We start from the raw sequence: 24,116 nt of genomic DNA, 5'->3' as shown, positions 1-24,116 counted from the left end.
TCAGAAGAGGTTCGACCGCGTGTCGACGTCGAGGCGTTCGTCCGTTTCGCCGTACAGTACCTCACGGATGCGCGGTTGCGTGAGGAAGTCCCGGGGGAAGCCCATGTCGACCGCACTCACCTCGTCCAGCCGTTCGAGGTGGTCGTCGTCGAGCGCCAGGGTGAGACTCGCCAAATTGTCTTCGAGGTGTGCCGGTTTCGTCGCGCCGACGATGGGAATGACGTCGCCCTGCTGGCGGACCCACGCGAGCGCGACCTGTGCGGGAGACGCCTCGAGTTCTTCCGCGACGGCGACGACTTCGCGGGCGATATCGTTTTCACGCTCGGTGACGCCCTGTCCGGTCTGGGTTCGTCGTCCCTCACCCGCGTCGTCGAGATATTTCCCGGTCAGGACGCCCGCCTTGAGCGGTCCCCACGCGGTGACGCCGAGGTCCAGCGCGTCGGCCATCGGCAGCAGTTCACGCTCGACGGTTCGTTCGACCAAGTTGTACTCGAACTGGAGGGCTGCTGGCCGGGTCCAGTCGCGTTCCTCCGCGAGCGTGACGGCGCGCGAGGCGGCCCACGCCGGGAAGTCCGACAGGCCGACGTAGTGTACCTTCCCCTGCCGAACGAGGTCGTCGAGTGCCCGCATCGTCTCGGAGAGGGGTGTCAGCCCGTCGTAGGCGTGGACCCAGAGGAGGTCGAGGTAGTCCGTGTTCAGTCGGTCGAGACTCGCGTCGACCGCCCGAAACATGTTCTTGCGGTGGTTCCCGCTCGCGTTCGGGTCCCGGGGATTCGTACTCAGGGTGTACTTCGACGCGAGGACGAAGTCGTCGCGACGGCCGTCGAGCAGGTCACCCAGGATACGCTCCGACGAGCCGTTCGTGTACACGTTGGCTGTATCGATGAAATTCCCCCCGGCGTCGGCGTAGGTCTCGAACAGTTCTTCGCACGTCTCTCGCTCCGCACCCCAGCCCCAGTCGTCGCCGAAGGTCATCGTCCCGAGCGAGCATTCGCTGACGCGGAGTCCAGTGTCGCCGAGTAGGGTGTACTGCATGCACCAATAGACGGAGCGAGACAGCAAAAAGACGAGAGTGGGAGCTGCCATGGTGGTCCATCGGCGCGTATTACCGTGGCCTCTCCCTACGTCCGGCCGTGTTCCCCCGCGTCGATACTGGGTCACTCGCCGGACACTCGTACGTACAGACTGGCGACGGCCCGCGAACGTTGCTCGTGATTCCGGGCCTGAACGACCCACTCCACCGCGTTGGCGACTCCCGATGGTTCCCGCGGCTGATGGCGCTGTACCTCAAGCGGTACGCCGACAGCCACACGGTGTACATGGTCAGTCGGCCTCGCGGCCTTCCCGATGGGGCGACGACCGCCGACATGGCCGCCGGGTACGAGACAGTCCTCGACGAACTGGGCGTGGCCGAACCGGCCTCGGTCGACGTACTCGGGCTGTCGATGGGTGGTTTCCTCGCCCAGCACCTCGCAGCCAATGACGACCGAATTCGCCGGGCAGTCCTCGGTCTCTCGGCTGCGACGCTCAGCGACGAGGGTGCGACTATCGTCCGGCGCTGGCGTGACCTCGCAGACCGTCGTCGCTGGGGACCGATTTACCGCGAGGCATATGATATCGTCGCCGACGGCGCGCTATCGCTGACTTTGCAAGCGGGGTCGGTCGGTTACGACCTCCTCTCGGAACCCGCTGTTCCAGCAGATTTCTGCATCTCGGCCGACGCCTGTTTGGCACACGATGGAACGGCCGTCCTCGGGGACATCGGCTGCCCGACGCTGGTCGTCGGTGGGGACTCAGACGTGTTCTTCGACGAGTCGGGCTACAGAAAGACGGCCGACGGGCTGGCAAACGGCCGGCTCGCGCTCCTCCGGGACGCGGGTCACGAGTCGGTCATCGAGCATCCCGATGCGTTCGACGGGACGGTTCGCGAGTTCCTCACAGCGTAGGAACGACCGCGCGAGTATTTCTCCTCAGGCGACGTCTCAGTATCCATGAGCGATACGAAACTCTCTCTCGCAACCTGGGAGTCACGCTTCTGGGCGTGGCTCATCGACGTCATCGTCGTCGGGGCCGTTCTCGAACTGTTCGACGGTGCCATCGCCGGTCTCCCGACCGTATTCTCCGTCGACCTCACGACTGTCGGCGGACTCGGCCTCACGCTGGGGACGAATGGCGTCGCCCTGTTCGCCTACTGGACGCTCTCGGAGGGCATCTGGGGGCAGTCGGCTGGAAAAGCCGTGATGAACCTCCGACTCACGGACCGGCGTGGCGACCATCCGAGTTTCCTCGCGGCGGCTGGGCAGGCGTTCGGGAAGGCGTTCTTCCTCCCCATCGACTGTCTCGTCGGCTGGCTGGCGATGTCCGGGACGAAGCTCCGGCTGACCAACCGGCTCACGGACACCCTCGTCCTGTCCGTCCCCGCGGAAGAGCTGGAGGGAATCGAGTACGTGATTCCAGAAGAGTGAGTCGCCTCGTTCTCGCTTAGTCCCAGTCGGCGTCGCGGCCTTCGAGGAAGGCGTCGACGCCCTCTTCGTGTTCTTCGGACATGTACGCCTGCACCTGCAGCATGTTCTCGTAGTCGAGCGCCTTCCGCCAGTCGTTGTCGAGGTTCTCGTGGATGGCCTGTTTGGTCATCCCGATTGTTCGGGTCGGGCGGCGCGAGAGTTTGCCGACGATGGATTCGATTTTCTCGTCGAGTTCGTCCTCGTCGACCGCTTCGTTCACGAGACCGATTTCGGCGGCTTCCTCGCCGTCGAAGAACTCACCAGTCAGGGTCAGTCGCTTCGCGGTGCGAAGGCCGACGAGTCGCGGGAGCGTGAACGTCGCCGCGGTGTCGGGGATGAGGCCGACGCGGATGAACGCACAGGAGAAGGTCGCGTCGGGCACCGTGTACGCGAAGTCGGCGGCGGCGACGAGGGCGAGTCCTGCACCGACGCAGTCACCGTTCACCTTCGCGACGATGGGCACGTCCGAGTTCAGCATCTCGGCGGCAGCGCGGTTGAACGTCTCCGCGACGCGTTCGTAGGCTTCACGCGGACCTTCGTCGCGCTCTTTCATCGCCATGATGTCGCCGCCCGCGGAGAACGCCGGGTCGTCACCTGTGAGGACGATAGCATCGTGTTCGACGGGGTCGGTCTCGGCCACCGCCTCGGCGAGTTCCTGAGCGACTTCCAGGTTCATCGCGTTCATGACGTTCGGTCGGTCGAAAGTGATGGTTCGTACGCCGTCCGCGTCCTCGATGCGCATAATTGGTGAACTTTCCCGGGGTGCTTAATTGTTGGTCTCTCACAGAAGCACTGCGGCCAGCAGGCGCAGGCACCCACTTATTTCGCGCCTCGCCGCGGACTGCCCTGTATATGCGTGATGCGTACATCGTCGGGGCGGGCCAGTCCGATTACGGGTCGTTCCCCGACGAGAGCTATCGCTCGCTGTTCGAAACGGCGTTCGACCACGCCGTCGAGAGCGTCGAGCACGGTATCGACACCGAGGCGTTCGACGAGGCGGTCGTCGGGACCCTCGGCGTGGGTGGTCGCCAACTCGGCCTCTCGGGACCGGCAGTGACCGAACACGTCGGCCTTCACGGCGTGCCGACGACGAGGGTCGAGAACGCCTGTGCGGCCTCGGGCTACGCGGTTCGACAGGCTGTACAGGCAGTCAAATCGGGCATGGCCGACGTGGTCCTCGCTGGCGGCGTCGAAGTGATGACCGACACGTCCTCCGACGCCACGAAGTACTGGCTCGGTGTCTCCGGCGAGACCGAGTGGGAGCGCCTCTCCGGCACGACCTTCTCCGGCGTCTACGCCCAGATGGCCAGTGCCCACATGGCCGAGTACGGGACGACGAAAGAGCAACTCTCGCACGTCGCCGTGAAGAACCACAGCCACGGCGCGATGAACCCCCACGCGCAACTCGGCTTCGAGTGCTCGCTGGACGACGCGATGAACGCGCCGGTCGTCGCGGACCCACTGACGCTCTATCACTGCTGTCCCACGACCGACGGCGCAGCCTGCGTCGTCGTCGTGAGCGAGGACGTTGTCGACGAGTACACTGACGACCCGGTCCGTGTCGCGGGCGTCGGTGCCGCATCGGACCGCGTGGGCCTGTTCCAGCGCGACAGCTACTCGAACGTTCCAGCGACGGTTTCGGCCGCCGAAACCGCCTACGAGATGGCTGGCGTGACGCCGGGCGACCTCGACTTCGCGGAGGTCCACGACTGCTTCGCCATCGCGGAGCTGATGGCCTACGAAGACCTCGGCTTCTGCGAACCGGGCGAGTCCGGCAAACTGGTCGCCTCGGGCGCGACCGACTACGGCGGCGAAGTCGTCGTCAACACCTCGGGCGGGCTGAAGTCGAAGGGCCACCCAATCGGGGCGACCGGCGCTGGCCAACTCGTGGAAGCGTTCGAGCAACTCACCGACGAAGCGGGCGACCGACAGGTCGAAGGCGCGACCCGCGGCCTGACCCACAACGTCGGGGGCAGCGGCGGCGCAGCGGTCGTCCACGTGCTCGAGCGAGCCACGGAGGTGAGCAACTGATGGCGCTCGGTATCCGCGCCGTGGCGGCGTACGCGCCGCAGTATCGTATCACAGCCGAGGAGTTCACCGAGGCGTGGGGACAGTTCAACGCGAGCGGCATCGAGGAGAAGGCGGTCGCCGGCGCGGACGAGGACGCACTCACGATGGGCGCGGAGGTCGCGCGCGACGTGCTCCGGGCCGACGGCACCGATGGCGGATCCATTTCGTACCTCGCGTTCGCGACCTCGACCCCGCCGCTCGAAGAGGAGGACATCTCGGCACGTCTGGGTGCGATGCTCGGCGTGCCGGAAGCGGCGGGCCGGCAGGTGTTCACCGGCAGCACACGGGCTGGCACCCGCGCGCTCAAGGCGGCCATGGACGCCGACCTCGGCGACGGCGTCGGCCTCGTCGTCGCCGCCGACTGTCCGAAAGGCGACCCCGACGACGCGACCGACCACGCGGCCGGCGCAGGGGCGGCCGCGTTCGTCATCGTCGAAAACGGCCCGGCGCAGGTCGTCGACCACGCCGAGTACGCAGAACCGTACCCTGGAACGCGGTTCCGCGAGGCTGGAAGCCAGCGTGTCGACGGGCTGGACGTGACCACGTACGACCGACAGGCGTTCACCGAGGTAGTCGCCGGTGCGGTCGACCAGCTCGCTGCCCGTGATTACGACGTCGCCGCGGTGCAGGCCCCGAACGGGCGACTCCCCTACCGAGCCGCTGGTCCCATCGGTGTCGATACCGACGCCATCTCGGCCGCGGCGACCGTCCACAATCTCGGTGATACCGGTGCGGCGAGCGTCCCACTCAGCCTCGCCAAGGCGCTCGCGGCCGACGAGCACGACACCGTTCTCGCTGTCGGCTACGGCAGCGGTGGCGGCGCGGACGCACTCGTCCTCGAATCCGACGTGGGTCTGCCGTCGTCGCTCCGTCTCGACGGCGATGCGTCGGTTTCCTACGCCGAGTACCTCCGCCAGCGTGGCGAGATTACCTCTGGCCCGCCCTCTGGCGGCGGCGCGTACGTCTCGGTGCCGACGTGGCAACGCTCCATCCCACAACGCTACCGACTCGAAGCCGGTCGCTGCATGGACTGTGGGTCGCTCGCGTTCCCGCCAGAAGGAGCCTGTACCAACTGTGGTTCCCGACAGGCGTTCGAACCGGTCGAACTCCCGGGAACCGGCACGGTCGAGGCTGTCACGACCATCTCACAGGGCGGTGCCCCACCGGAGTTCGCCGAACAGCAGGCCCGCTCCGGCGACTTCGCGGTCGCCATCGTCGCCCTCGACGGGCCGAATTCGGGGATGGTGAGTGTGCCGGCGCAGGCGACCGACGTCGACCCCGAGGCGCTCTCGGTCGGTGACGACGTCGAGACGACGATTCGACGAATCTACACGCAGGAAGGCGTGACGCGGTACGGGTTCAAAGTTCGACCAGCGGGAGAACTTTGAACGCCGCCGGACGTGTCCGTCGGAAGTTCAATGTTCGACCAGCGAGAGAATCGTGAACTTCCGCGTGTCGCCGCGGCTATTCGAGACACGAGACCACGCACTAGACTCGATTCGCTGGAAACAGCGCGACACACGCCACGGCGACGACGGCGTGCATCAGCATGAGCACGACGACGCCCAGAATCGTCGCCGTCGGGTCGTACACGAGCAGGGCGAAGTCGGGCACGAACGAGAGCACGAGGACGGCGACGACGACCCGTGTGAACGTCACTTCGGGCCGCTCGACGAACCGAGTGAGCAGCCAGTAGACGACGGCCGCGCCCAGCGTGCCGACGGTCGTCAGGAACAGTACCGGCGGGTACGCGAGTGGGTCGAAGTCCGGTGCGACCGACAGCGACTGCGCGATTGCCAGCAGGACCGCGTTGCCGACGAGCGACGCCAGCAGGGCGAGCGCGGCACGGACCGGGAATCCCAGCGTCGAAACCGGTCGCCTGACGGCAGTGAGGGTGTAGTCGAGGCGCATACGAGAGGTACGCTAGCAACAAGCATACATTTCGCGCTGAGAGGTCCCCGCGCGTTTCACCGAACCTCTCAACAAATCCACTTACTCGACGATGACCAGCTTTCGTGACGTTTCCGAGTAGGCATCACGTTCCGGGGTGGTGACGGCCTCTCCGCGAGGTAATCACTCCCCGGTGCCTACCTGACAGTCAGTATGCGAGACGCACTCACACGACGACAGAGTCTCGCGCTCGTCGGTGGGACGTTCGTCGGGCTGAACGTCGCTGGGTACGAACTCGGCGACCAGTTGACGCGAAAGGACACCGCGACCGGAGCACTCAGACGGTTCGCGACGACGGTCGAAGGGGCCGAGTTCACCGGGTTGTTCGTGACCGACGACGGGACCCTCTTCTGTAACGTTCACGGCCCCGCTGCGACGAACGACAAGCCGTACGACCGCGCGGCAATCGGCGTGTTCGAGGGTGTCGACGTCCGGTCGATTCCGGTCGAGTTCGACGGTCTCTCGCCGTCGTGGACACGACAGGGACGAAAGCGATTCCGGTCGCGATTCGGCAGCCACCGCGTGCTGGCGAACGGGGGCGACCCCACCGACGACGGCGAGCAGTTGGGCGTCACGACCGAACCCGACGGCGAGCCACTGACCGACGCGAGCAAACCCGACTTCAACGCGTTCGTCCCGTTCGAAGCGAGCACCGACGGGGCCACGGCGGGCTATCTGTACACATCGTGGGAGCACACCACTGGTGCCGTGAGCAGGCTGCACCTCAGACGCGACGGCGACGCTTCAACCGGGCGATGGACAGTCCTCCGGAGCGAAAACCTCGATATGCGGCCGATTTCGGGCATCTGGCGGCCATGCTTCGGGACGGTCTCGCCGTGGGGGACGCCGCTGTTCTCGGAAGAGTACGAACCAGACGCTCGCAAGTGGTATCAGGGAGAATCCTACCAGGAAGCGGGTGAACCCCCCGACCACGAACTCGTCGAACAGTACCTCGGCTATTTCGGCAACCCGTATCGCTACGGCTGGGTCGTCGAAGCGGTCGACCCGCTCGCGTCGAGTCCGCGGTTCGAGAAGCGGTTCGCACTCGGGCGGTTCTCCCACGAGAACGCGCTCGTGCTGCCCGACAGGCGGACGGTGTACCTGACCGACGACGTGGACGGCGACGACGGCCTGTGGGGCGTGTTCTTCAAGTTCGTCGCGGACCGGCCCGGCGACCTCACGGCGGGGACGCTATTCGCCGCGAAACTCACCCAGGACGCCGGAAGCGACCCCGGGACTGTCGGGTTCGACGTGACGTGGCTCGAACTCGGTCACGCGACCGAGTCCGAGGTGGCGTCGTGGGTGCGCGAGTACGACGGGCAGGAAGTCGGTGGGGCGTCGATTACAGACGAGGAGATCGCCGAGTGGGCCGCAGGCGACGGCGCAGACGACCGCGCCGCGTTCCTCGAATCCCGGCGGGCCGCCATCGCGGTGGGGGCCACGGGTGAGTGGTCGAAGATGGAGGGGGTGAACGCCAAGCCTGACGCAGTGCCGGGCGACGGTCTCTACCTCGCCGTTTCGAGAATCGAGGGGCAGATGCTCGACGGCGGGTCGACGAGCGGCGGGAACGACATCCGACTCGACGGGCTTCGCCAGGGTGTCCTCTATCGCGCCACACTGGGTGCGACCTACGACATCGCACGAATCGAACCGGCAGTGGTCGGCTCACGGAACGGACTCTGGGGACCGGACAACGTCGTCGTCCTCGACGACGGTCGAGTACTCGTCGGTGAGGACGGTGCCCACGTCCCGAATCAACTGTGGCTGTTCGACCCGGGAGCAACTGATTCGGCGCGGAAATAACGGCAGTAACGGCGTGCCGTCGATACTGTCACCACACCACGGCTTGCCGAACCGCCAACGTTTACGACGCTCGGCCGTGCGCGTTCTGGTATGCAAGTCTGCGTACTCGGTGCGGGAACGATGGGGCACGGAATCACACAGGTCTGCGCGATGGCCGGCCACGACGTGACGATGCGCGACATCGAGCAGGAGTTCGTCGACGCCGGAATGGACGGCATTCGGTCGAACCTGCAAGGCGGCGTCGACCGCGACAAGCTCACGCAGGAGGAGATGGACGCGACTCTCGACCGAATCGAGACCGCAGTCGACCTCGACGACGCAGTCACCGGGGCCGAAGTCGTCATCGAGGCCGTTCCCGAAGAGATGGACATCAAGAAGTCGACGTTCTCGGACGTCGAGGAACTCGTCGACGAGGAAACGGTCATCGCCTCGAACACGTCCTCGCTCTCGGTCACGGAAATCGCGAGTGTGCTCGAACACGACGAGCGGGCCGTCGGCCTGCACTTCTTCAATCCGGTTCACCTGATGCGACTGGTCGAAATCGTCGTGCCGGAGCAGGCCAGCGAGGAGACGGTCGACTTCGCCGAGTCGTTCGTCGAGGGCATCGACCGCGAACCGGTGACGGTGCGCGACTCGGCCGGATTCGCCTCGTCGCGCCTCGGCGTGGCACTCGGCGTCGAAGCCATCCGGATGGTCGAATCCGGCGTCGCCTCGCCACGGGACATCGACGCCGCGATGGAACTCGGCTACAACCACCCGATGGGTCCCATCGAACTCGGCGACGTGGTCGGCCTCGACGTGCGACTGGACATTCTGGAGTACCTTCGCGAAGAACTCGGCGAGCGGTTCCGCCCGCCGCAGGTACTCAAACAGAAAGTCCGTGCGGGCAAACTCGGCAAGAAGACAGGCGAGGGGTTCTACGTCTGGGAAGACGGCGAAATCGTGGGCACCTCCGGCGACTGGGGTGACGACGAATGAGCGACCACGAAACCGGTTCCGAGCACGCCGCCGCCGACTGTGACCTCGTGCAGGTTCGCGTCGGCGACGAGGCCGAAGGCGTGGCGACGGTCGTCCTCGACCGCCCAGATGCTCGAAACGCGCTGAACGCGCAACTTCGCACGGAACTGAAGTCGGTCCTCGATGCGGTGGAGGCCGACGAAGACGTGCGCGTCGTCGTCTTGACCGGCTCCGACGAGTCGAGTTCGTTCGTCGCCGGCGCAGACGTCAAAGAACTCAGAGCGCGGGACGCGGTCGAACAGCGCGAAGCGTCGAAGCGCCCGCGCGTCTACGAGTACGTCGACGACCTCGAAAAGCCGGTCATCGCCCGCATCAACGGGCACTGCCTCGGTGGCGGTTCCGAGCTCGCACTCGGCTGTGACGTGCGCATCGCACAGGCGGGCTCGAAGCTCGGCCAGCCCGAAATCAATCTGGGCATTATGCCTGGCGGCGGCGCGACGCAGCGACTCCCGAAACTCGTCGGCGAGGGACAGGCGATGCGTCTCATCCTCTCCGGCGAACTCGTCGACGCCGAAGAGGCGGCCGACATCGGACTCGTCGACGAAGTGTACGACCCCGACGACCTCGACGAGCGCGTCTACGACCTCGCCGGGAAGATGGCGGCGAAATCTCCACTCGCACTCGAAATCGCCAAGAAAGCAGTGAAAGCTGGCTCTCGGATGGGACTCGACGAGGGAATCGAGTACGAGGCAGAACTGTTCGCGCTCTTGTTCGCGGGCGAAGACAAGAACGAAGGCATCGACGCCTTCCTCGAAGACCGCGAACCCGAGTGGCAGTCCCGGTAAGTGACGCGTCGGAGGCCGCCGGTTGGCCGTCGACGGAGGATACGACAATCAGACTGGAAGACTGTTTGAACGTTCAGGACCAACGGTAACATCGTTATATCAGGGGGTCGGCCGTAAACGATTTCAATGAGGCTCGGCTCCCCGGCCTTCGCTCAGGGAACAGACAGAAATCACGGTTGGGAGGGGAGGGGAACGACGGAAATCCTCGGTGTGGCTATCATGATCGGGATGGTCACCATCGGGGCAATCAGTATCTTCTTCGTCGGGGGGATGACGCTCGAACGCACCAGCGACACGGCGGAAACGCAGCGGGTCGAGTACGCGTTCGCCGAACTCGGGGCGAGTGTCGACTCGGTCGCACTCGGAAACGGCGGCAGCGAAGCGGTCGATTTCGACTTGCAGCGGAATCGTGGAGCGATTCACCAGACGGGGGCGGGTCGCATCGTCGTCTCGGCGAACGGGACCGAAATCGCGAACCGGACGTTCGGTGCCATCGAGTATCGAAGCGACGGGACGGTGTACGCCTATCAGGCCGGTGGCGTCTGGCGCGGAACGGGCGCATCATCGGAGGTTCTCGCAGCACCGATGTTCGACTACGGCGACGGGACGCTGAACCTCCCGATTCCGGTCGTCTCTGGCGAGAGAGAGTTGGCTTCGGGACGCGTCACGCTCGAAAAGCACGACACGGTCACCGACATCACGACCGTCGACTACGTCGAAGGTGACCTCGTCACCGTCACCATCACCAGCGACTACTACGCTGGCTGGGCGGAATTTCTCCACGAGCAGACGAACGACGCCGCCGTGTCGGTCGATGCAGCGAACGAGACGGTGACGGTCAAACTCGGGCGGCCGGTCGCCACCGGCAACTTCTCGCAGGCGGTCTTCGCAACTGGCGGTAGCGGCGGAAACGTGACTGTCGACGCCGACGGAGCGGCCGGTGTCGACGGGCCAGTGCGTGCCACGGGCACCGTCGTCGAGGCCGACACTGACTCGATAACCGGCCCGGTCGACTCGGGCGTCGAGTCGTCCATGGCCGAACTGGACCTGGCAATCGAGACGAAACTCGACGGGGCGAGCGACGATGGGTCGATAGCTGTGGTCGACCCCCTCAACCAGACGCTCGACGGTGGACAGACGTACCTCGTCGAGAGCGACGTGGTCGTCGGTGCTGGCGAGCGTATCGATGTGGACCTCTCCGCTGGGAACGTGACACTGCTCGTCGACGGCAGTACGACGCTCGACGGTGGTGACCTGGACGTTTCGGGTGCGACCGGCGACGAGGTCCTTCGAGTGTACACGTCTGGCGACCTCGCACTACAGAACGCGAGCGCCGGCGTCGTCGGTGACTCCCGTCACCTGCAGGTGTACGGCACGTCCGAGATGGACGTCGCCATCACCGGACAGAACGGGTCCGGCTCTACGTTCTCGGGCACTATCTACGCACCACGTGACGAGGATGCACCGGGAGACAACGACGCCGCAGCAGCCGTCGGCGCAGTGTCCGACTGTGGTGGATACGACGTCTGTCTCGTCAACGAACACGGCTCCTTCGAGGGAGCCATACTCGGTGGGTCGACCTACGTCGGGGACGGCACCACCGTCGAGTACGGCGCTGGGCTGGCTACCGTCGAGCCGACGCTCCAACTCGAAGACGGGTTGTTCCCGCCACCGATCACCTACCTGCACGTCTCCATTCACGAAGTCGTCGTCGACGACGGCGAGGAAGAGTGACCGGTCGAGTTCGCGTGGACTATACATCACGACGACATGTATGGGAGGTCGGTACGGCCCCAGTTCGGGCACAGACGCCGGGGTTTGCAAAACAGTTTATACACCGACTAGACGGTTCACAAACACTTCTCGGCGCTCCTTTCTGCGCGTACCGCGTAAAAAGACAGATGGGAAAAGTGGTAATTATCTGAAAAAACGGTCCATAACTGTATACCTACTATAAGGAATTCGGGGGCAACTCGTGTTTCAATGAGTACAGGTGCAGTCTTCATCGGTGGGGGGGACACCGGTGGTGGTCGGCGACCGACGAGAGCACAAGCCGAGGTCCTCGGTGTGGTTCTCATGATCGGAATCGTCGCCGTCGGCGCAGTGACCATCGTCTTCTTCGGCAGTATGACCATCGAGGAGACGGAACACAACGCCGAGTCACAGCGTATCGAGCAGGTGTTCTCTAAGCTCGATGCGAGCGTCGACTCGGTCGCCCTCGGCAGTGGCTCCAGCGAGGAAGTCGACTTCGACATCCGGTCGAGACAGGGTGCGGTACACCGGGAGGACACCGGTCGTATCGTCGTCTCGGCGAATGGGACGGAGCTACAGAACCACACCTTCGGCTCCATCGTCTACGAGAACGACGGGACAGTGTACGCCTATCAGGCCGGCGGCCTCTGGCGTGGCGAGGGCGAGAATTCGCAGGTCATCGCCTCGCCGACGTTCAACTACCGCGACGGGACGCTGAACCTCCCGATTCCGGTCGTGACTGGAGAAGAAGAACTCTCGTCCGGTCGGGTCCAACTGCGAAAGAACGCGACCATCACGAAGAACAGTAGCTACGTCGAAGGTGAACTCGTCACCGTCACCATCACCAGCGACTACTACGCCGGCTGGGCGGAGTACCTCGACGAGCAGACGAACGACGTGGCAGTGTCGGTCGACCACCCGAACGAGACCGTGACGGTCAAACTCGGGCGGCCAGTCGCCACCGGGAACTTCTCCCGTGGCCTGTACGCGACCGGCGGCGACGACGGCGACGTCGAGGTCGCAAACGGGAACGCAGAAATCGACGGCGATGTCCGGGCGACCGGCGACGTGACCACGGGGGGCGCAGGCTCGATAACCGGGTCTGCGGATTCGAACGTCGGCTCGTCGCTCCCCGAACTCGACGAGGCGATAAAGACGAAGATAGACGGTGCGAAGGACAATGCCTCGATTCCGACGGTCGACCCGCTCACCCAGACGCTCGACGACGGTAAGACGTACCTCGTCGAGGGCGATATACTGGCCGAATCCGGCGATAGCATCGACGTGGACCTCTCAGGCGGTGACGTGACACTGCTCATCGCTGGCAACACAACCTTAGACGGTGGTAGCCTCGACGTGTCCGGCGCGACCGGCGGAGAGACAGTCAGGGTGTACACGACCGGGAACTTCGCGATGAAGAACGCGAGGGTCGGAAGCGGGAACGCGACTCACCTCCAGATGTACGGCACCTCGACGATGGAGGTCGCTATCACGGGGGGTAGCGGCTCACAGTTCTACGGCTCCATCTACGCCCCCCGTGACGAGGACGCGCCGGGGCTGAACGACGCGGCCGTCGCGGTCAACAAGGAGAACAAATGCGACGAGTACGACATCTGCATCGCCGCCGGAAACAGCTACGTCAAGGGGGCGATAATCGGTGGGTCGACCTACGTCGGACAGAGCAACACACTCGAGTACGACGACAGTCTGGAAACCGTCGAACCGACCCTGCAGCTGGAAGACGGACTGTTCCCGCCGCCGATTACGTTCCTGCACGTCTCGGTCCACGAAGTCGCTGTGAACGACGACGAGGACGAACGAGTCGTGTTCGTCTCCTAACGGTCGACTCGGCTAGTTTTTCTCAGGCGCTATCCCGCGAGTCCGGTTGAGACGGTCTGTAGCACGGAAATATAGCATAACTATATCTTCTCACACGTAGTAATGTCTGGTACGAGCGGCAGGGAGACTGTCTCACGGGGAGTGGACAGGTGTCGCTTGGAAGGGGCTCAGGCACGCCTGAGACGGGAAGATGAACCACAAACAGAGGCATCACTGGGGGAGAGACGCATCGCTCGACGAACGGGGGGCGACGGAGATACTGGGGCTGATTATGCTGTTCGGACTGGTCGCCGTGGTCGGTGGTGGCGTCCTCATCGCCGCGAGTGTGACGATGGACCAGTCGGAAGACAGACTGAACCTCGCCGCCGCGGAAGGGTCGGTTCACAAACTCGACGCCGAGTTCGGCTCGGTGTCGGTCGGCCATGGGACTGCTGCACACCTCTCGATTCCGACGCAGCGCCCGCTCGTGGGTGAGACCGACTTGGCCGAGAACAACGTCGTCGTCACCCTGAACGCCGACCCGCGCTGTTCGACCGGTCCCCTGCCGCTTCCGGCGTTCGGCTACGAGAACGAGGCCGGCGACGCCGTCGTCTATCAGGGCGGCGGTGTCTGGAGGTTCACGGATAGTGGTGTTGTACAGGTGTCACGGCCCGACCTCGAATACGCCAACTACGGGATTCGCCTCCCACTCGTGAACGTCACGGGCGAGACCGTCCTTTCAGGCGACGTCTCCGTGCAGCGCGACGACGACGCGTCTCGCGTGAGTTCACGTGCAGCGACTACCGCGCTGGTCGGTGGCTCCGTCTGTGACGAGGGTGCACCGGACAACGTCACCATCAGCGTGACCAGCACGTACGTCGACCTCTGGGAGACGTACCTGCGCGACAGTTTCCCGGGCGACGTGACGAAGACCGGAAACACCGTCGCCGTGGTCGTCTCGAAGGAGTGGCTCACGGCTCCGGGCGACGCGGTCTACCGCGGTGACACCATCGTCATCGACGGTGGCGAGATTTCGTCGACGCGCCAGTATTCGGCGAACCTCACGCTGCTCGGGACGGCCATCCAGGCGGGAGGGAACGACGTGCCCGTGTTCGTCTGGCTGAACGTCGACGAGAGCAGGGTGAACCCGTGGCCGGGCGAGCTCAACGTCGGTGTCGGACAGGAGTACGACCCGTACGAACTCTCGCGCCAGCCGGCGGGCACCGCGATATCAGTCGGTGCGCGGGCACAGGGGTACTACTCCGCAGATTCGCAGGACAGAGCCGACCAGCAGGTCAAGCTCCTGGTGGATGGTGACCCGGTCCCCAACATCGAGGGACACGAGGGCCAGGACGACGTGAAGGCGTTCCTGACCGACTACATCGATGACGGAAAGATTTCGCTCGAACCGGACGAGGTCATCTTCCTGTTCGAACTCGGGACGGAAGACCTCGACTCGTCTGCTGCCGACTTCCAGGACGCCGTCGTCCTGTTCCAACTGACTGAAGTCGTCGAGACGGTCACCGTGGACGGGAGTCACGTCTCGTGGGGCTACATCGCCTACGGGTCGAACCCGCCCATCACGGTCTCCGTGACCGAAGTCACGCTCGGGTGACCGGGCGAGGATAAAGCGAGAGAAGGTGACGGGCGGTGACCGCGATTACGCCTCGGCTGGGTGTTCGATAGACTCCATCAGTGCCGTGATGGTCCCTTCTTCGTCGGCCTGTTGCGGATAGACACCGAGCGAGAGGACGAAGTCGCCCTCGTTGGGTACTGCCTTCGCGATCAGCACGTACACGTCGACGTTCTGGCCAGCCATGGTCGCGGTGCCCTCGAACTTCGACATGGCCGTCGAACTGCCGAGCACCTGTACCGTCCCCGAGCCGACCTCTTCGCCGATGGAGAAGCCCTCGTACTGGTCCTGTAGCATCCGAGCCGTCTTTTTCGGGTCCCAGTCCTTGATGGGGTTGAACGACTGACCGAGAATTTCCACTTTCGGCGTCGAGACGACGGCGAACACGCCCGCCTTCATGTCGCTCAGGATGGGCAGGTCGAGCGTCTTGTTGTACTCGGTGACCCAGTTCCGGACCGTCACGGTCTTCGACTGGCCGCCCGCGGAGAACGTCTTCTCTATCGAGTCCTCTTGCGGTTCCTGCCGAACGAAGTTGTTGCTACTGGCCGTCCCTTCGTTGGCCAGTGCGAGGTCGGCCGCGAAGTCGGCCGAGCCACCCAGGATGCCGAGACAGCCCGCGGCACCCGCCGCGATTCCCGTCGCCGTGCCAGCGAGGAGGGTCCGTCGATTCAGGTCCATACGGCCCAAAGGGCAGTCACCCTACAAAAACCTGACCGTACCCCGAGGTCAGTAGTGGAAGCTGACGCCGTCGTCGCCGTCTTCGACCGTGATACCGAGTGCTTCGAGGTCGTCGCGCAAGTCGTCGGCGCGTTCGTAGTTGCCGGCAGCGCGTTCTTCTTCGCGAGCGTCGAGGACGAGCTGAATCACGTCGTCGGCGAGTTCGACGTTGCCGCCGGTCTGTGCGCCGAACTGGAAGCCGAGGACGGTGCCGCCCAGTTCCTCGAAGGTGTCGATGGCGTCGTGCAGGCCGCGGTAGTCGAACTCGTCGCGGTCGGCGACGTGGCGGTTCACCGCGCTGGCGAGTTCGAGTAGGGCCGTCGTCGCCTCGCGCGTATTGAAGTCGTCGTTCATCCCATCGCGGAATTCGCGGCGTGTGCGTTCGACAGTGGACTTCAGGTCACGGTCGTCGACCTTGGTGCGGGCGTCGACCGAGTCGCAGGCCTCGACGGCGGCGCGGTACCCGCGTTCGAGGCGGTCCCAGCGCTCGCGGGCCTCGGTCAGCGTCTCGTCGCTGAAGACAGCGGAGTTGTGGTATGCGGTCGAGAGCAGGAACATCCGGAGGACGTTCGGGCCTTCTTCGCGCAGCAGGTCGGCGACGGTCGTGAAGTTGCCCAGACTAGAGGACATCTTCTCGGCTTTCGTCTCCAGCAGACGGACGTGCAGCCAGTACTTGGCGAACTGCTCGCCGCTGGCTGCCTCACTCTGGGCGACTTCGTTCTCGTGGTGCGGGAAGACGAGGTCCATCCCGCCGACGTGGATGTCGATGGAGCTGTCGAGGTGCGTCATCGCCATCGCCGAGCACTCGATGTGCCAACCTGGCCGACCTTCGCCCCACGGCGACTCCCACGTCTGGCCGCTGGGGCAGTCGTCGTCACCGAGCGGGTGGCCGTCCTTACGGTGTTCGCGGACCGCGTCGGGTTTGACGCCGTCTGCCTTCCACAGCGCGAAGTCGGCCGGGTGGCGCTTCTCCGCCAGTTCGTCGGGGTCGCCCTGTTCTTCGATTTCGTCGACTTGCTGGCCCGAGAGCTTCCCGTAGTCCTCGAACTCGGTCACGTCGAAGTAGACCGAGCCGTTCGACTCGTAGGCGTAGCCTGACTCCACGAGCGTCTCGATGAGGTCGATGATTTCCGGGACGTGTTCGGTGACGCGCGGGTACACTTCGGCCCGCTTCAGGTTCAGGCCGCGCATGTCGTCGAGAACGTCCTGAATGTAGTGTTCGGCGACTTCGGCTTCGTCCTCACCGAGTTCGGGGTCACCTGCGCGGGCGACGATTTTCTCGTTCACGTCGGTGAAGTTCTCGACGTGTCGGACGCCGTAGCCGAGGTGTTCCAGCCAGCGATGCATCGCGTCCACGTGTACCCAGCCGCGGGCGTGGCCGAGGTGGGCGGGGTCGGAGACCGTCAAGCCACAGTAGTAGAGCAAGACCTCCTCGGGGTCGTGTGGCTCGAACGGCTCCTTCTCACCCGTCAGCGTGTTCGACACGTACAGGGTCATTATCCAATTTTTCCGCGCCAGCCCTTTTAACAGATACGGTGGGCTGGCACACGTCGGCACGCCGCGGTTACGCTCAGGCCGAGACAGCCCCGGGACCGGCGACGGTTTCTGCTGCCTGCTCGACCGCCCGGAGCGCGTTCGCACCGTCTCGACGGGTCACGACGACGACCAGCGCGTCTCCGGCAAATCCGGCCGCCTCGACGGCCACGTCCGCCGTTGCCAGTCGGCCGAGTGCGCGGGCGCACAGTTTCGTGTCGACCTCGCCCGTCGCGAGGATGGCTGTCTGTTTTCCACCGCCCGTCGCCGTGACGGCCACGTCGCCGACACAGAGTAGCGCGCCTGCTGTGTCACACTCGTATCGTTCGGCCTCGTCCAGCGCCACCGTGTCGAGCCCACTCTGCATCGTCACGCGCACGTCACGGGCCGTCGGCTCGTAGGCAGGCAGTGCCTCGGCGTAGCGCCGCAGGGCAGTCGCGACCGCTTCGTCGTCACCGTCGACCGTCAGAAACCGGGCCGCGGCCGAGTAGTTCACTACACCCGCTCGCAACGCCTCGACGAGGAACGGGTGGTCGTCCGCCGCGTCACGCGTCGTTTCCGCCAACGTCATGTCCGCAACAGCGACTGGGGACCGGATAAACACGCCGGTCGAGCAAGCTGGAAACACAGCCAGTCACGGGGCCGCCATCCTGGGGTAGCTGGTTGGGACCGAAAACCCGTGGGCGACCAGCCGCCCGTCGGCCGAGGCGAGTGCCTTCGCCCACGCCTCGCCGCGGGGTGTCAGCGCGGCGACGCCGTACCGAATCGGGGCCCCGCGAATCGTCTGCCCGTCGAGGTCGTACGAGACGCTCGCGTACCGGTCGGCGTGCGCCGGGTCGGAGAAATCGAGCGTCGCTGGCAGGTCGACGATGGGCAGGCCACGTTCTTCGGCCATGTTCCGGTAGGTGAACGCCGCGTCGACGCCGCCGGCTTCGAGCGCGTTCACCAGCCCCGTCTCGGCGAAGATGCGGGTCTGGTCCAACACGGCAGGCGCGTCGAGTTCGTCGTCGAGTTCCAGCGCCAGCACAGTCCGGTAGCCGAGTGGGTCGAGGTCTGGGTCGGTTCTGCCGACCCTGATTGCCGGGTCGGTACACGCCCGCCGCCAGTCGCGCCTGATGGCCGCTGCGTGCGGCGAGTCGGGGTCGTAAGCCAACACCAGCGCGTTGGTAGCGAACAGCGTGTACGCGTCTGTCACGCCCGCGAAGAGCGACGGGTCGGCGAGCGCGACCACGTCTGGCTCTCGGAGTCCATCGAGGACGAGATGTCGGACCGTGCCTGAGCCGTGGGCCTCGACGCTCGCTCCCGATGTCTCCGCCGCGAGCGCGAGCAACGACCCCGCGACGAGCGCCGTCGGTGTGTCGTCGCCGCTGTCGGCACGGAGTTGTCCGTAGGTGAACGAACCGACCGCTCCCGCGGCAGCGACCCCGACGACCCCACGCAACAGTGCCCGGCGTGATTGCACGAGAGTAACTGTTTCAGCGAACTATTTGGCCGTTCCGTAACCAGAAGCAGTTGCACCCGCGTCGACAGGCTACTGTTCGGTCACCGTGGTCTGTGCGGACTCGTGTCGTGCGTGAAAGCGCCACAACCGTTTTAAGCGTTAGCGTGTTGATGTGACCATGGCAAGGGGCTCGTGGGCTGTCCAGTTCGACGAACAGCGAGGTGAACTACTGCAGGAGTTGCAGGACGTGTGCGCCGACTACGACGACCCAGTCGTCGAGGCTGCACTGTCGAAACTCCTGTACGAACGACGACTGCGCGAAGCGAAAATGACCTTCTCCGCCGAGTACACGCGACCACCGACCGAGCGAAAGCCGCTCTCTCGGACCCGGTGAGACGCGGCCACAACCGACCGTACTCCGGACTTCACACCACACTGGCCAGCGTCGCTGCTCGCTCACAATGACGGCTGCATCACGTGCGAAAATTGCCCGCAAAACTGGCCCACCCTACAACGCCGCCTTCCTGACCGTATCGACCACGTCGTTCTGGTACAGCGGCTTCGTCAGATACTCGTCGACGTCGTCCTCGCTCAGGTGGTCGTTCGGCGGATGCGCACTCATCGCGATGATGCGACCGGTGAACGACGACTCCTTGAGTCGCTTGACGACCTCGTCGCCCGAGAGGCCAGGCATCCGGCGGTCGATGAGCAACACGTCGACGTCGTTCGACAGCGACTCCAGCGCCTCCAGCGCCTCTTGCCCGTTCGTCGCCGGAACGATGTTCGAGCCGATGTCCTTCAGCCAGATCTCCAGCGTGACTCGAAGGTCTTCGTCGTCGTCGGCCACGACAACCGTGGAAGTCATTTTCGCATCACCTGTCCGCCAGTGCCGTCTCGGGTTCGCGTGAACGTGAGGGTAATCATGGTAGCTTGAGTGGGTAGGTCGACCAGTGAACAATTACCCCTCACCGTTTCGCTTTGGGTGAGGCCTCCCGACGAAGGGATGCGGGTGATAATTCTCGGTTGGAAACCGTCTACTCACTAGGTACGTAGGTACTCGTACTAATACGAATATCGCCTAACAGATGAGGCTGTCGTCTGGGGGCTTGATGTTGTCGATTTCGGTAGTTTACGCTTGCTGGTGATTGGGGAATAACCCGGCGTGATTCCGGTTGCAGGCGTGCCGACGACGAAACGCTACGCGTGGAGAACGAGTTGTATGTGAGAATGACTTTTGCAGGTGCGTGGATGTTGAGGTCGTCGACGAGTCGCTGGAGATGAAGCCCGACGACGACCCGTTACAGAACGCACTGTTCCGACTCCTCGGCGCCTTCGCAGAGTTCGAGGCAGAGATGGCCAGAAGCGAACTCGTGAAGGAATCTCGGCCCGGATGCCGAACGACGTAGCGACGTGCAGAAACGCTTCGACGACTGGAACGAACATCTCTCCTCAAGTACGCTACTGAAACACGAAAATCCACACCGCACTTATCACTCGTCGACTGTAGCAACGAAAGAATGGGGACGAAGGGTCGTACCGAACTGACCTGTTCTGGTCCCTCGTCCGTGGTACCGACCGAAACCGGCTGTTGGCTCTGGCTCATGGCTGATTTCCTATGTCAAATTCCGCGAACTCCGCGCGGCGTCGTTGCTGGAACTCCTCGTCTTCGTCCGCTACGTCGTAGTGGTCTCGAAGGACCTGAGGGGTCGCGTTGACCCGAGTCGCCACCTTCTCGACGGCGAACCCGCGGTTCAACTGCTCCGTGACACTCCCTGTCCGTATCCGGTGAGGCGACCGCGACGACGGGCACTTGCTGGCATCATTCCGCGAGACGTAGCCACACCGAGGCCGGTCGCGTCCGTGTGGGCACTGAGAGTGCAGACACGGCTGAGTCCCGAGATAGGACCACGCACGGAGCGTGCTGAACGACGGGCGGCCCTGTCGAGCCGAGAACAGCGGTTCCCGGCCGTGGTCGTCGCGCTTGTCGTGGCGCTCCCGTTCGATGTAGACGTTCAACGCCTCGCAGACCGCTGGCGGGATGCCGACGATGCGCTCGCCGTCCTCCTTGTTCTTCAGGGGCGTGTCGGTCCGTGGGCGGTGTCGGAACGCGAGCGTCCCCGAGTCGTCGTAGTCGTCGACGTCGAGCGCACGGATACCGCCGACTCGCGCACCTGTGTTCCACGTCACTTCCAAAAAGGCGTGCTTCGCCGTTCCGAACTCCGCTCTGGAGTTGCGGAAGTACGTGAGGAGCGCGGTCGCGTCTTCGGCGGTGAGGCGCTCGTCGCTCGATTCCTCTTTCGGCGAGAGGTTCGGCACGTCCACAGCCTCGGGTATCTTGTCGTCGACGGCGTCGATGCGAGCGAGGTACTTCAACAGCACCCGGAGCGTGGTCAGTTCGCCCTTGATGGTCGTCGGAGCGTTGCCCTGCTGACGACGGTGCATGTCGTACTCGTCGATGTGCCACGGCGTCACGTCGCCAACGCGCTCGATACCGTTCTCCTCGCACCACTCGACCCAGTGAGCGAGTCGGTAGTGGTACGAGTTGAGCGTCCGTTCCGTGGCGTCGGTCTTCCGCCGGGCGAGGAGTCTATCCCGCGCGTCCCGTGGCGAAAGGTCGCGTGGGTCGCTCGGTGCGTCGCTCACTCCTCGTCACCTCCGAGAAGGTCGTCTCTCGCGCGCTTCACCCGTCTGAACGCCTCCTCGTCGCCGTCTTCCGCGTCGGGGTGAACCTGCTTCACCTTCTTGCGGAACGCGTCTCTCACCTCAGAGTCGGTCGGGTCGGGCGAGACACCGAGCACGTCGTAGGGTCGCGGTCCGGCCGCAATCGCGTCGTCGTCACCGCTGGGCAGCCGGGCTGCGGCGAACTTTGTGTCAGCCGTGCGGACCGGCCGCGAACTACGCTTCCGCGTCTCTCGAAGCCAGAGACCGACCGCGCGAACGTTGTCGCGGAGCGCGGTGAACTCGTCGCACGCGGCGGCGTAGCTGTCACCGTCGACACTCCACCGGAGTACGAATCCGGGGTCGTCGGGACGGGCACGACTGTACGGGCGGCCGTCGCGCTTGCGCTGCTGGGCGTCGAAGCTGTACCGGTAGTCGTCGACACCGAGACGGCCTAACTCGCCTTCGAGGTCGTCAAACGCCTGTGCGAGCGTGACGCTGAACTTCTTGGCGTTGGACCGGTCGCCGAGGGTGGTCCGGTCCAAGAACGTGGGCCAGTCGAGACGGCTCACGGGGAACCAACCTCGCCGAGTGCCTGCTGGTCGTCGTCGACTCTCCGGCCGGTTTGTGAGTCGGGCTGGATAGCTCGGAAGTCGGCCGACCACTTCTGGGCGCGCTCTCGAATCGCCTCAACGCGGTCGTCCAACTCGTCGATGTCCCCGGCCTCGATGTCGACCTTGAACTCGTCCTTGTCCTTCGAACCGGTTCCACGAGTCAGTTTGACGGTGAGAGCGAACGGTTCGTCGCTCACTCGTCGTCCCCGTCTTCGTCCGGCTGGTGCTCGCGACGGCGTTCCATCACGTGCGCCACGTCCGTCGTGAGCGAGTTGATTTGCTCCCGACTCGGCCACTCCTCGGTACGGAGTTCGGCCTTCACCTTGTCCTCATCGCGCGTGCCGGTCCCGCGCTTGCTCTCCACCGTCAGTCGGTAGCCGGTGTCGGTGCGCTCGACCTTCTCGCGCGTGTCGAAGTCTCGCCCGCCGTCGGTCCGCACCTCACCGCGGTCGGTCTCTGCTTCGATGGGGTCGCGGGCGTCGGCAGCGTAGTTCGTCGTCGCGAGAGACGAGACCGCGCGGCCGAAGTTGCTCACATCGCTCCGGTCGGGGATGTACATCTCGCCGGAGTTGTACACGCACGCGAGTTCGTGCCACGTCATCGAGACGGGCTGCCCGTCGTCGTCGACCGGGTGCAGAATCGCGTCGTCGTCGGCTTCGAGACGGTAGCGCAGGTTCGTCGCGCCCGTCGTGGCGAGTACCACGCCGTCGATGTCGGGCGTCTCGTCGTCGCTCCCGGCCGCTTCGAGGGCCATGCCCGCGTGGTCCGGGCACACGAGCATACCCGGAATCGAGTCGTTCTTGCACCGGTCGTCGTCGCTGTTGGGGAAGATGCACTGGTCTTTCGCCAGTTTCTCCGTGGCGACCTTACGGGGTTCCGGTGCGCCAGTCTTTTCGTGGCGGCTCTCCTCGTCCGATTCAGGGGCTGCGTTGGCACTGGACATGTTTAGGCGGCCCCCTCTTCGATTTCGAGTTCGACGCCACCGCGCTTGCTGGGGTCGCAAAAGTCGGGGTTCTCGGTGTACTGTTGAATGTACAGTTGGAACGCTTCGCGCATAATCTCCGAGACACCGACGGTGCTGCCGGGTTCGCTCTTCTCGTGTGCGATTCTGTTCAGTTCGTTTTTCGTCTTGTCGTCGACCATAGCGGATACCTTCGACCGCTGACGGTCGGTTGCACTTTCATCCGTCATGCAGTTATGCACTTCCTACCTGCATTACTTAGTCTTTACTGTGGTGCATGGATGCATTACCAGTGGCTGATTGGAGGCTCCGGTGGTCTTAACTTCACAACCTCTGAAATGCAGAACATGGTTAGAACGACAATCAACATGGATGAGAGTCTGGACAGAGAGGTGGAAAACCGGCTCTCGTATGGGGATTCTAAGTCACAGTGGATTCGTAATTCGATTAAGCTGAGGTTAGAAGTCGACTCTCAGTTTGAGGAGATTCCTTCTGAAGAAGAGTACGACGAACGTATTGCAGAAGTTCTCGACTCTCTCAGTTCAAACGAGTAATTGCTACGAGTCAGATGTTGTCGAACTCAATTCTCAGGTGCTCCAGAACAAATTCCTCTCTTCTCTCTTCGTTGTCTGCTTGACCGGTCTCCGCTAACCGGCGCTCGACAGATTCGAGAATCTCGTCGGGAACCGTAACACGGACCTCGAACTTCTCGACGGCTGAATCATCGTTGGCGGGCATACACAGACAGGTAAAATCGTGTGACATATAGGGTTTAGAGGGTGCGTTCCGAAAGTTCCGGAAGTGATAGCACCCTCCGAAATCGGGACTCTCGACAGGTCTACTATCCGGAACAGGGGGCG

The 24,116-nt window shown here is 64.2% G+C and carries 27 protein-coding genes; 13 read left to right on the top strand and 14 right to left on the bottom strand.

Annotation, left to right across the window (positions count from 1 at the left end):
- Window positions 1-1,035 (bottom strand): aldo/keto reductase, encoded by a 1,035-nt coding sequence (locus ACSC1P_RS02175; RefSeq protein WP_435358488.1) that lies wholly within the window; start codon window positions 1,033-1,035, stop codon window positions 1-3.
- Between the two features lie 98 nt (window positions 1,036-1,133).
- On the opposite strand from ACSC1P_RS02175, the gene ACSC1P_RS02170 reads away from it, so the two are divergent.
- Together ACSC1P_RS02170 and ACSC1P_RS02165 are read left to right on the top strand one after the other, a co-directional pair.
- On the top strand, window positions 1,134-1,946 hold the full coding sequence (locus ACSC1P_RS02170; protein WP_435358487.1) for an alpha/beta fold hydrolase: 813 nt from the start codon (window positions 1,134-1,136) through the stop codon (window positions 1,944-1,946).
- A 45-nt stretch (window positions 1,947-1,991) separates the two neighbouring features.
- Entirely contained in the window at window positions 1,992-2,465 is a 474-nt protein-coding gene (locus ACSC1P_RS02165) for an RDD family protein (protein WP_435358486.1), read from the top strand.
- Window positions 2,466-2,481: 16 nt separating this feature from the next.
- Here ACSC1P_RS02165 and ACSC1P_RS02160 read toward each other — a convergent pair whose 3' ends face one another.
- Window positions 2,482-3,246: an enoyl-CoA hydratase/isomerase family protein gene (locus ACSC1P_RS02160; RefSeq protein ID WP_435358485.1), complete on the bottom strand. Its 765-nt coding sequence runs from the start codon at window positions 3,244-3,246 to the stop codon at window positions 2,482-2,484.
- A 110-nt stretch (window positions 3,247-3,356) separates the two neighbouring features.
- On the opposite strand from ACSC1P_RS02160, the gene ACSC1P_RS02155 reads away from it, so the two are divergent.
- Window positions 3,357-4,535: a thiolase domain-containing protein gene (locus ACSC1P_RS02155; protein WP_435358484.1), complete on the top strand. Its 1,179-nt coding sequence runs from the start codon at window positions 3,357-3,359 to the stop codon at window positions 4,533-4,535.
- Window positions 4,535-5,962, top strand: a complete 1,428-nt coding sequence (locus ACSC1P_RS02150) for a zinc ribbon domain-containing protein (protein ID WP_435358483.1) — start codon at window positions 4,535-4,537, stop codon at window positions 5,960-5,962. Before ACSC1P_RS02155 ends, ACSC1P_RS02150 begins: the two co-directional genes overlap by 1 nt.
- Before the next feature lie 100 nt (window positions 5,963-6,062).
- Here ACSC1P_RS02150 and ACSC1P_RS02145 read toward each other — a convergent pair whose 3' ends face one another.
- Window positions 6,063-6,485 carry a DUF6069 family protein gene (locus ACSC1P_RS02145; RefSeq protein ID WP_435358482.1) on the bottom strand — a complete coding sequence of 141 codons (423 nt, stop codon included), beginning with the start codon at window positions 6,483-6,485 and terminating at the stop codon, window positions 6,063-6,065.
- A 192-nt stretch (window positions 6,486-6,677) separates the two neighbouring features.
- Between ACSC1P_RS02145 and ACSC1P_RS02140 the strand changes: the two genes are divergently transcribed.
- The 6 genes from ACSC1P_RS02140 (at window position 6,678) to ACSC1P_RS02115 (ending at window position 15,314) form a co-directional block, all read left to right on the top strand.
- Window positions 6,678-8,327 carry an alkaline phosphatase PhoX gene (locus ACSC1P_RS02140; RefSeq protein ID WP_435358481.1) on the top strand — a complete coding sequence of 550 codons (1,650 nt, stop codon included), beginning with the start codon at window positions 6,678-6,680 and terminating at the stop codon, window positions 8,325-8,327.
- A 90-nt stretch (window positions 8,328-8,417) separates the two neighbouring features.
- On the top strand, window positions 8,418-9,305 hold the full coding sequence (locus tag ACSC1P_RS02135; RefSeq protein WP_435358480.1) for a 3-hydroxyacyl-CoA dehydrogenase family protein: 888 nt from the start codon (window positions 8,418-8,420) through the stop codon (window positions 9,303-9,305).
- A complete protein-coding gene (locus ACSC1P_RS02130) occupies window positions 9,302-10,129 on the top strand; it encodes an enoyl-CoA hydratase/isomerase family protein (RefSeq protein WP_435358479.1) in 828 nt (275 codons plus the stop codon). The genes ACSC1P_RS02135 and ACSC1P_RS02130 overlap by 4 nt, the downstream gene beginning before the upstream one ends.
- A gap of 126 nt (window positions 10,130-10,255) precedes the next feature.
- Window positions 10,256-11,863 carry a DUF7289 family protein gene (locus tag ACSC1P_RS02125; RefSeq protein WP_435358478.1) on the top strand — a complete coding sequence of 536 codons (1,608 nt, stop codon included), beginning with the start codon at window positions 10,256-10,258 and terminating at the stop codon, window positions 11,861-11,863.
- Window positions 11,864-12,112: 249 nt separating this feature from the next.
- Window positions 12,113-13,720 carry a DUF7289 family protein gene (locus ACSC1P_RS02120; RefSeq protein ID WP_435358477.1) on the top strand — a complete coding sequence of 536 codons (1,608 nt, stop codon included), beginning with the start codon at window positions 12,113-12,115 and terminating at the stop codon, window positions 13,718-13,720.
- A gap of 190 nt (window positions 13,721-13,910) precedes the next feature.
- Window positions 13,911-15,314 (top strand): DUF7289 family protein, encoded by a 1,404-nt coding sequence (locus ACSC1P_RS02115; RefSeq protein WP_435358476.1) that lies wholly within the window; start codon window positions 13,911-13,913, stop codon window positions 15,312-15,314.
- Window positions 15,315-15,359: 45 nt separating this feature from the next.
- Here the strand turns inward: ACSC1P_RS02115 and ACSC1P_RS02110 are convergent, their stop codons facing one another.
- From ACSC1P_RS02110 to ACSC1P_RS02095, 4 genes are all read right to left on the bottom strand, one after another.
- A complete protein-coding gene (locus ACSC1P_RS02110; RefSeq protein WP_435358475.1) occupies window positions 15,360-16,010 on the bottom strand; it encodes a DUF6517 family protein in 651 nt (216 codons plus the stop codon).
- Between the two features lie 48 nt (window positions 16,011-16,058).
- Window positions 16,059-17,546, bottom strand: a complete 1,488-nt coding sequence (gene cysS / locus ACSC1P_RS02105; RefSeq protein WP_435358474.1) for a cysteine--tRNA ligase — start codon at window positions 17,544-17,546, stop codon at window positions 16,059-16,061.
- A gap of 73 nt (window positions 17,547-17,619) precedes the next feature.
- Entirely contained in the window at window positions 17,620-18,153 is a 534-nt protein-coding gene (locus tag ACSC1P_RS02100; protein ID WP_435358473.1) for a DUF7523 family protein, read from the bottom strand.
- Window positions 18,154-18,216: 63 nt separating this feature from the next.
- Window positions 18,217-19,044, bottom strand: coding sequence for an extracellular solute-binding protein (locus ACSC1P_RS02095; RefSeq protein ID WP_435358472.1), 828 nt, complete (start codon window positions 19,042-19,044; stop codon window positions 18,217-18,219).
- A 157-nt stretch (window positions 19,045-19,201) separates the two neighbouring features.
- Here ACSC1P_RS02095 and ACSC1P_RS02090 point away from each other — a divergent pair, with 157 nt between their 5' ends.
- Window positions 19,202-19,417, top strand: coding sequence for a hypothetical protein (locus ACSC1P_RS02090; RefSeq protein ID WP_435358471.1), 216 nt, complete (start codon window positions 19,202-19,204; stop codon window positions 19,415-19,417).
- 114 nt (window positions 19,418-19,531) lie between these two features.
- Here ACSC1P_RS02090 and ACSC1P_RS02085 read toward each other — a convergent pair whose 3' ends face one another.
- On the bottom strand, window positions 19,532-19,888 hold the full coding sequence (locus ACSC1P_RS02085; protein ID WP_435358470.1) for a response regulator: 357 nt from the start codon (window positions 19,886-19,888) through the stop codon (window positions 19,532-19,534).
- Window positions 19,889-20,267: 379 nt separating this feature from the next.
- On the opposite strand from ACSC1P_RS02085, the gene ACSC1P_RS02080 reads away from it, so the two are divergent.
- On the top strand, window positions 20,268-20,429 hold the full coding sequence (locus ACSC1P_RS02080) for a hypothetical protein (protein WP_435358469.1): 162 nt from the start codon (window positions 20,268-20,270) through the stop codon (window positions 20,427-20,429).
- Between the two features lie 193 nt (window positions 20,430-20,622).
- On the opposite strand, the gene ACSC1P_RS02075 is transcribed toward ACSC1P_RS02080, so the two are convergent.
- The 5 genes from ACSC1P_RS02075 to ACSC1P_RS02055 are packed head-to-tail and all read right to left on the bottom strand — an operon-like array spanning window position 20,623 to window position 23,438.
- Window positions 20,623-21,666 (bottom strand): tyrosine-type recombinase/integrase, encoded by a 1,044-nt coding sequence (locus ACSC1P_RS02075; RefSeq protein WP_435358468.1) that lies wholly within the window; start codon window positions 21,664-21,666, stop codon window positions 20,623-20,625.
- Window positions 21,663-22,253, bottom strand: coding sequence for a DnaJ domain-containing protein (locus ACSC1P_RS02070; RefSeq protein ID WP_435358467.1), 591 nt, complete (start codon window positions 22,251-22,253; stop codon window positions 21,663-21,665). Before ACSC1P_RS02070 ends, ACSC1P_RS02075 begins: the two co-directional genes overlap by 4 nt.
- Window positions 22,250-22,492, bottom strand: coding sequence for a DUF7389 domain-containing protein (locus ACSC1P_RS02065; protein ID WP_435358466.1), 243 nt, complete (start codon window positions 22,490-22,492; stop codon window positions 22,250-22,252). The genes ACSC1P_RS02070 and ACSC1P_RS02065 overlap by 4 nt, the downstream gene beginning before the upstream one ends.
- Window positions 22,489-23,238, bottom strand: coding sequence for a DUF7389 domain-containing protein (locus ACSC1P_RS02060; RefSeq protein ID WP_435358465.1), 750 nt, complete (start codon window positions 23,236-23,238; stop codon window positions 22,489-22,491). Before ACSC1P_RS02060 ends, ACSC1P_RS02065 begins: the two co-directional genes overlap by 4 nt.
- A gap of 2 nt (window positions 23,239-23,240) precedes the next feature.
- Window positions 23,241-23,438: a ribbon-helix-helix domain-containing protein gene (locus tag ACSC1P_RS02055; protein ID WP_435358464.1), complete on the bottom strand. Its 198-nt coding sequence runs from the start codon at window positions 23,436-23,438 to the stop codon at window positions 23,241-23,243.
- A 54-nt stretch (window positions 23,439-23,492) separates the two neighbouring features.
- Between ACSC1P_RS02055 and ACSC1P_RS02050 the strand changes: the two genes are divergently transcribed.
- Window positions 23,493-23,810: a hypothetical protein gene (locus ACSC1P_RS02050; protein WP_435358463.1), complete on the top strand. Its 318-nt coding sequence runs from the start codon at window positions 23,493-23,495 to the stop codon at window positions 23,808-23,810.
- Window positions 23,811-23,820: 10 nt separating this feature from the next.
- Here the strand turns inward: ACSC1P_RS02050 and ACSC1P_RS02045 are convergent, their stop codons facing one another.
- On the bottom strand, window positions 23,821-23,994 hold the full coding sequence (locus tag ACSC1P_RS02045) for a hypothetical protein (protein WP_435358462.1): 174 nt from the start codon (window positions 23,992-23,994) through the stop codon (window positions 23,821-23,823).
- Window positions 23,995-24,116 lie beyond the last annotated feature (122 nt).

Source organism: Haloarchaeobius caseinilyticus (assembly GCF_051207395.1).
Lineage (GTDB): Archaea > Halobacteriota > Halobacteria > Halobacteriales > Natrialbaceae > Haloarchaeobius.
This window is presented reverse-complemented; position numbering and strand designations above follow the sequence as displayed.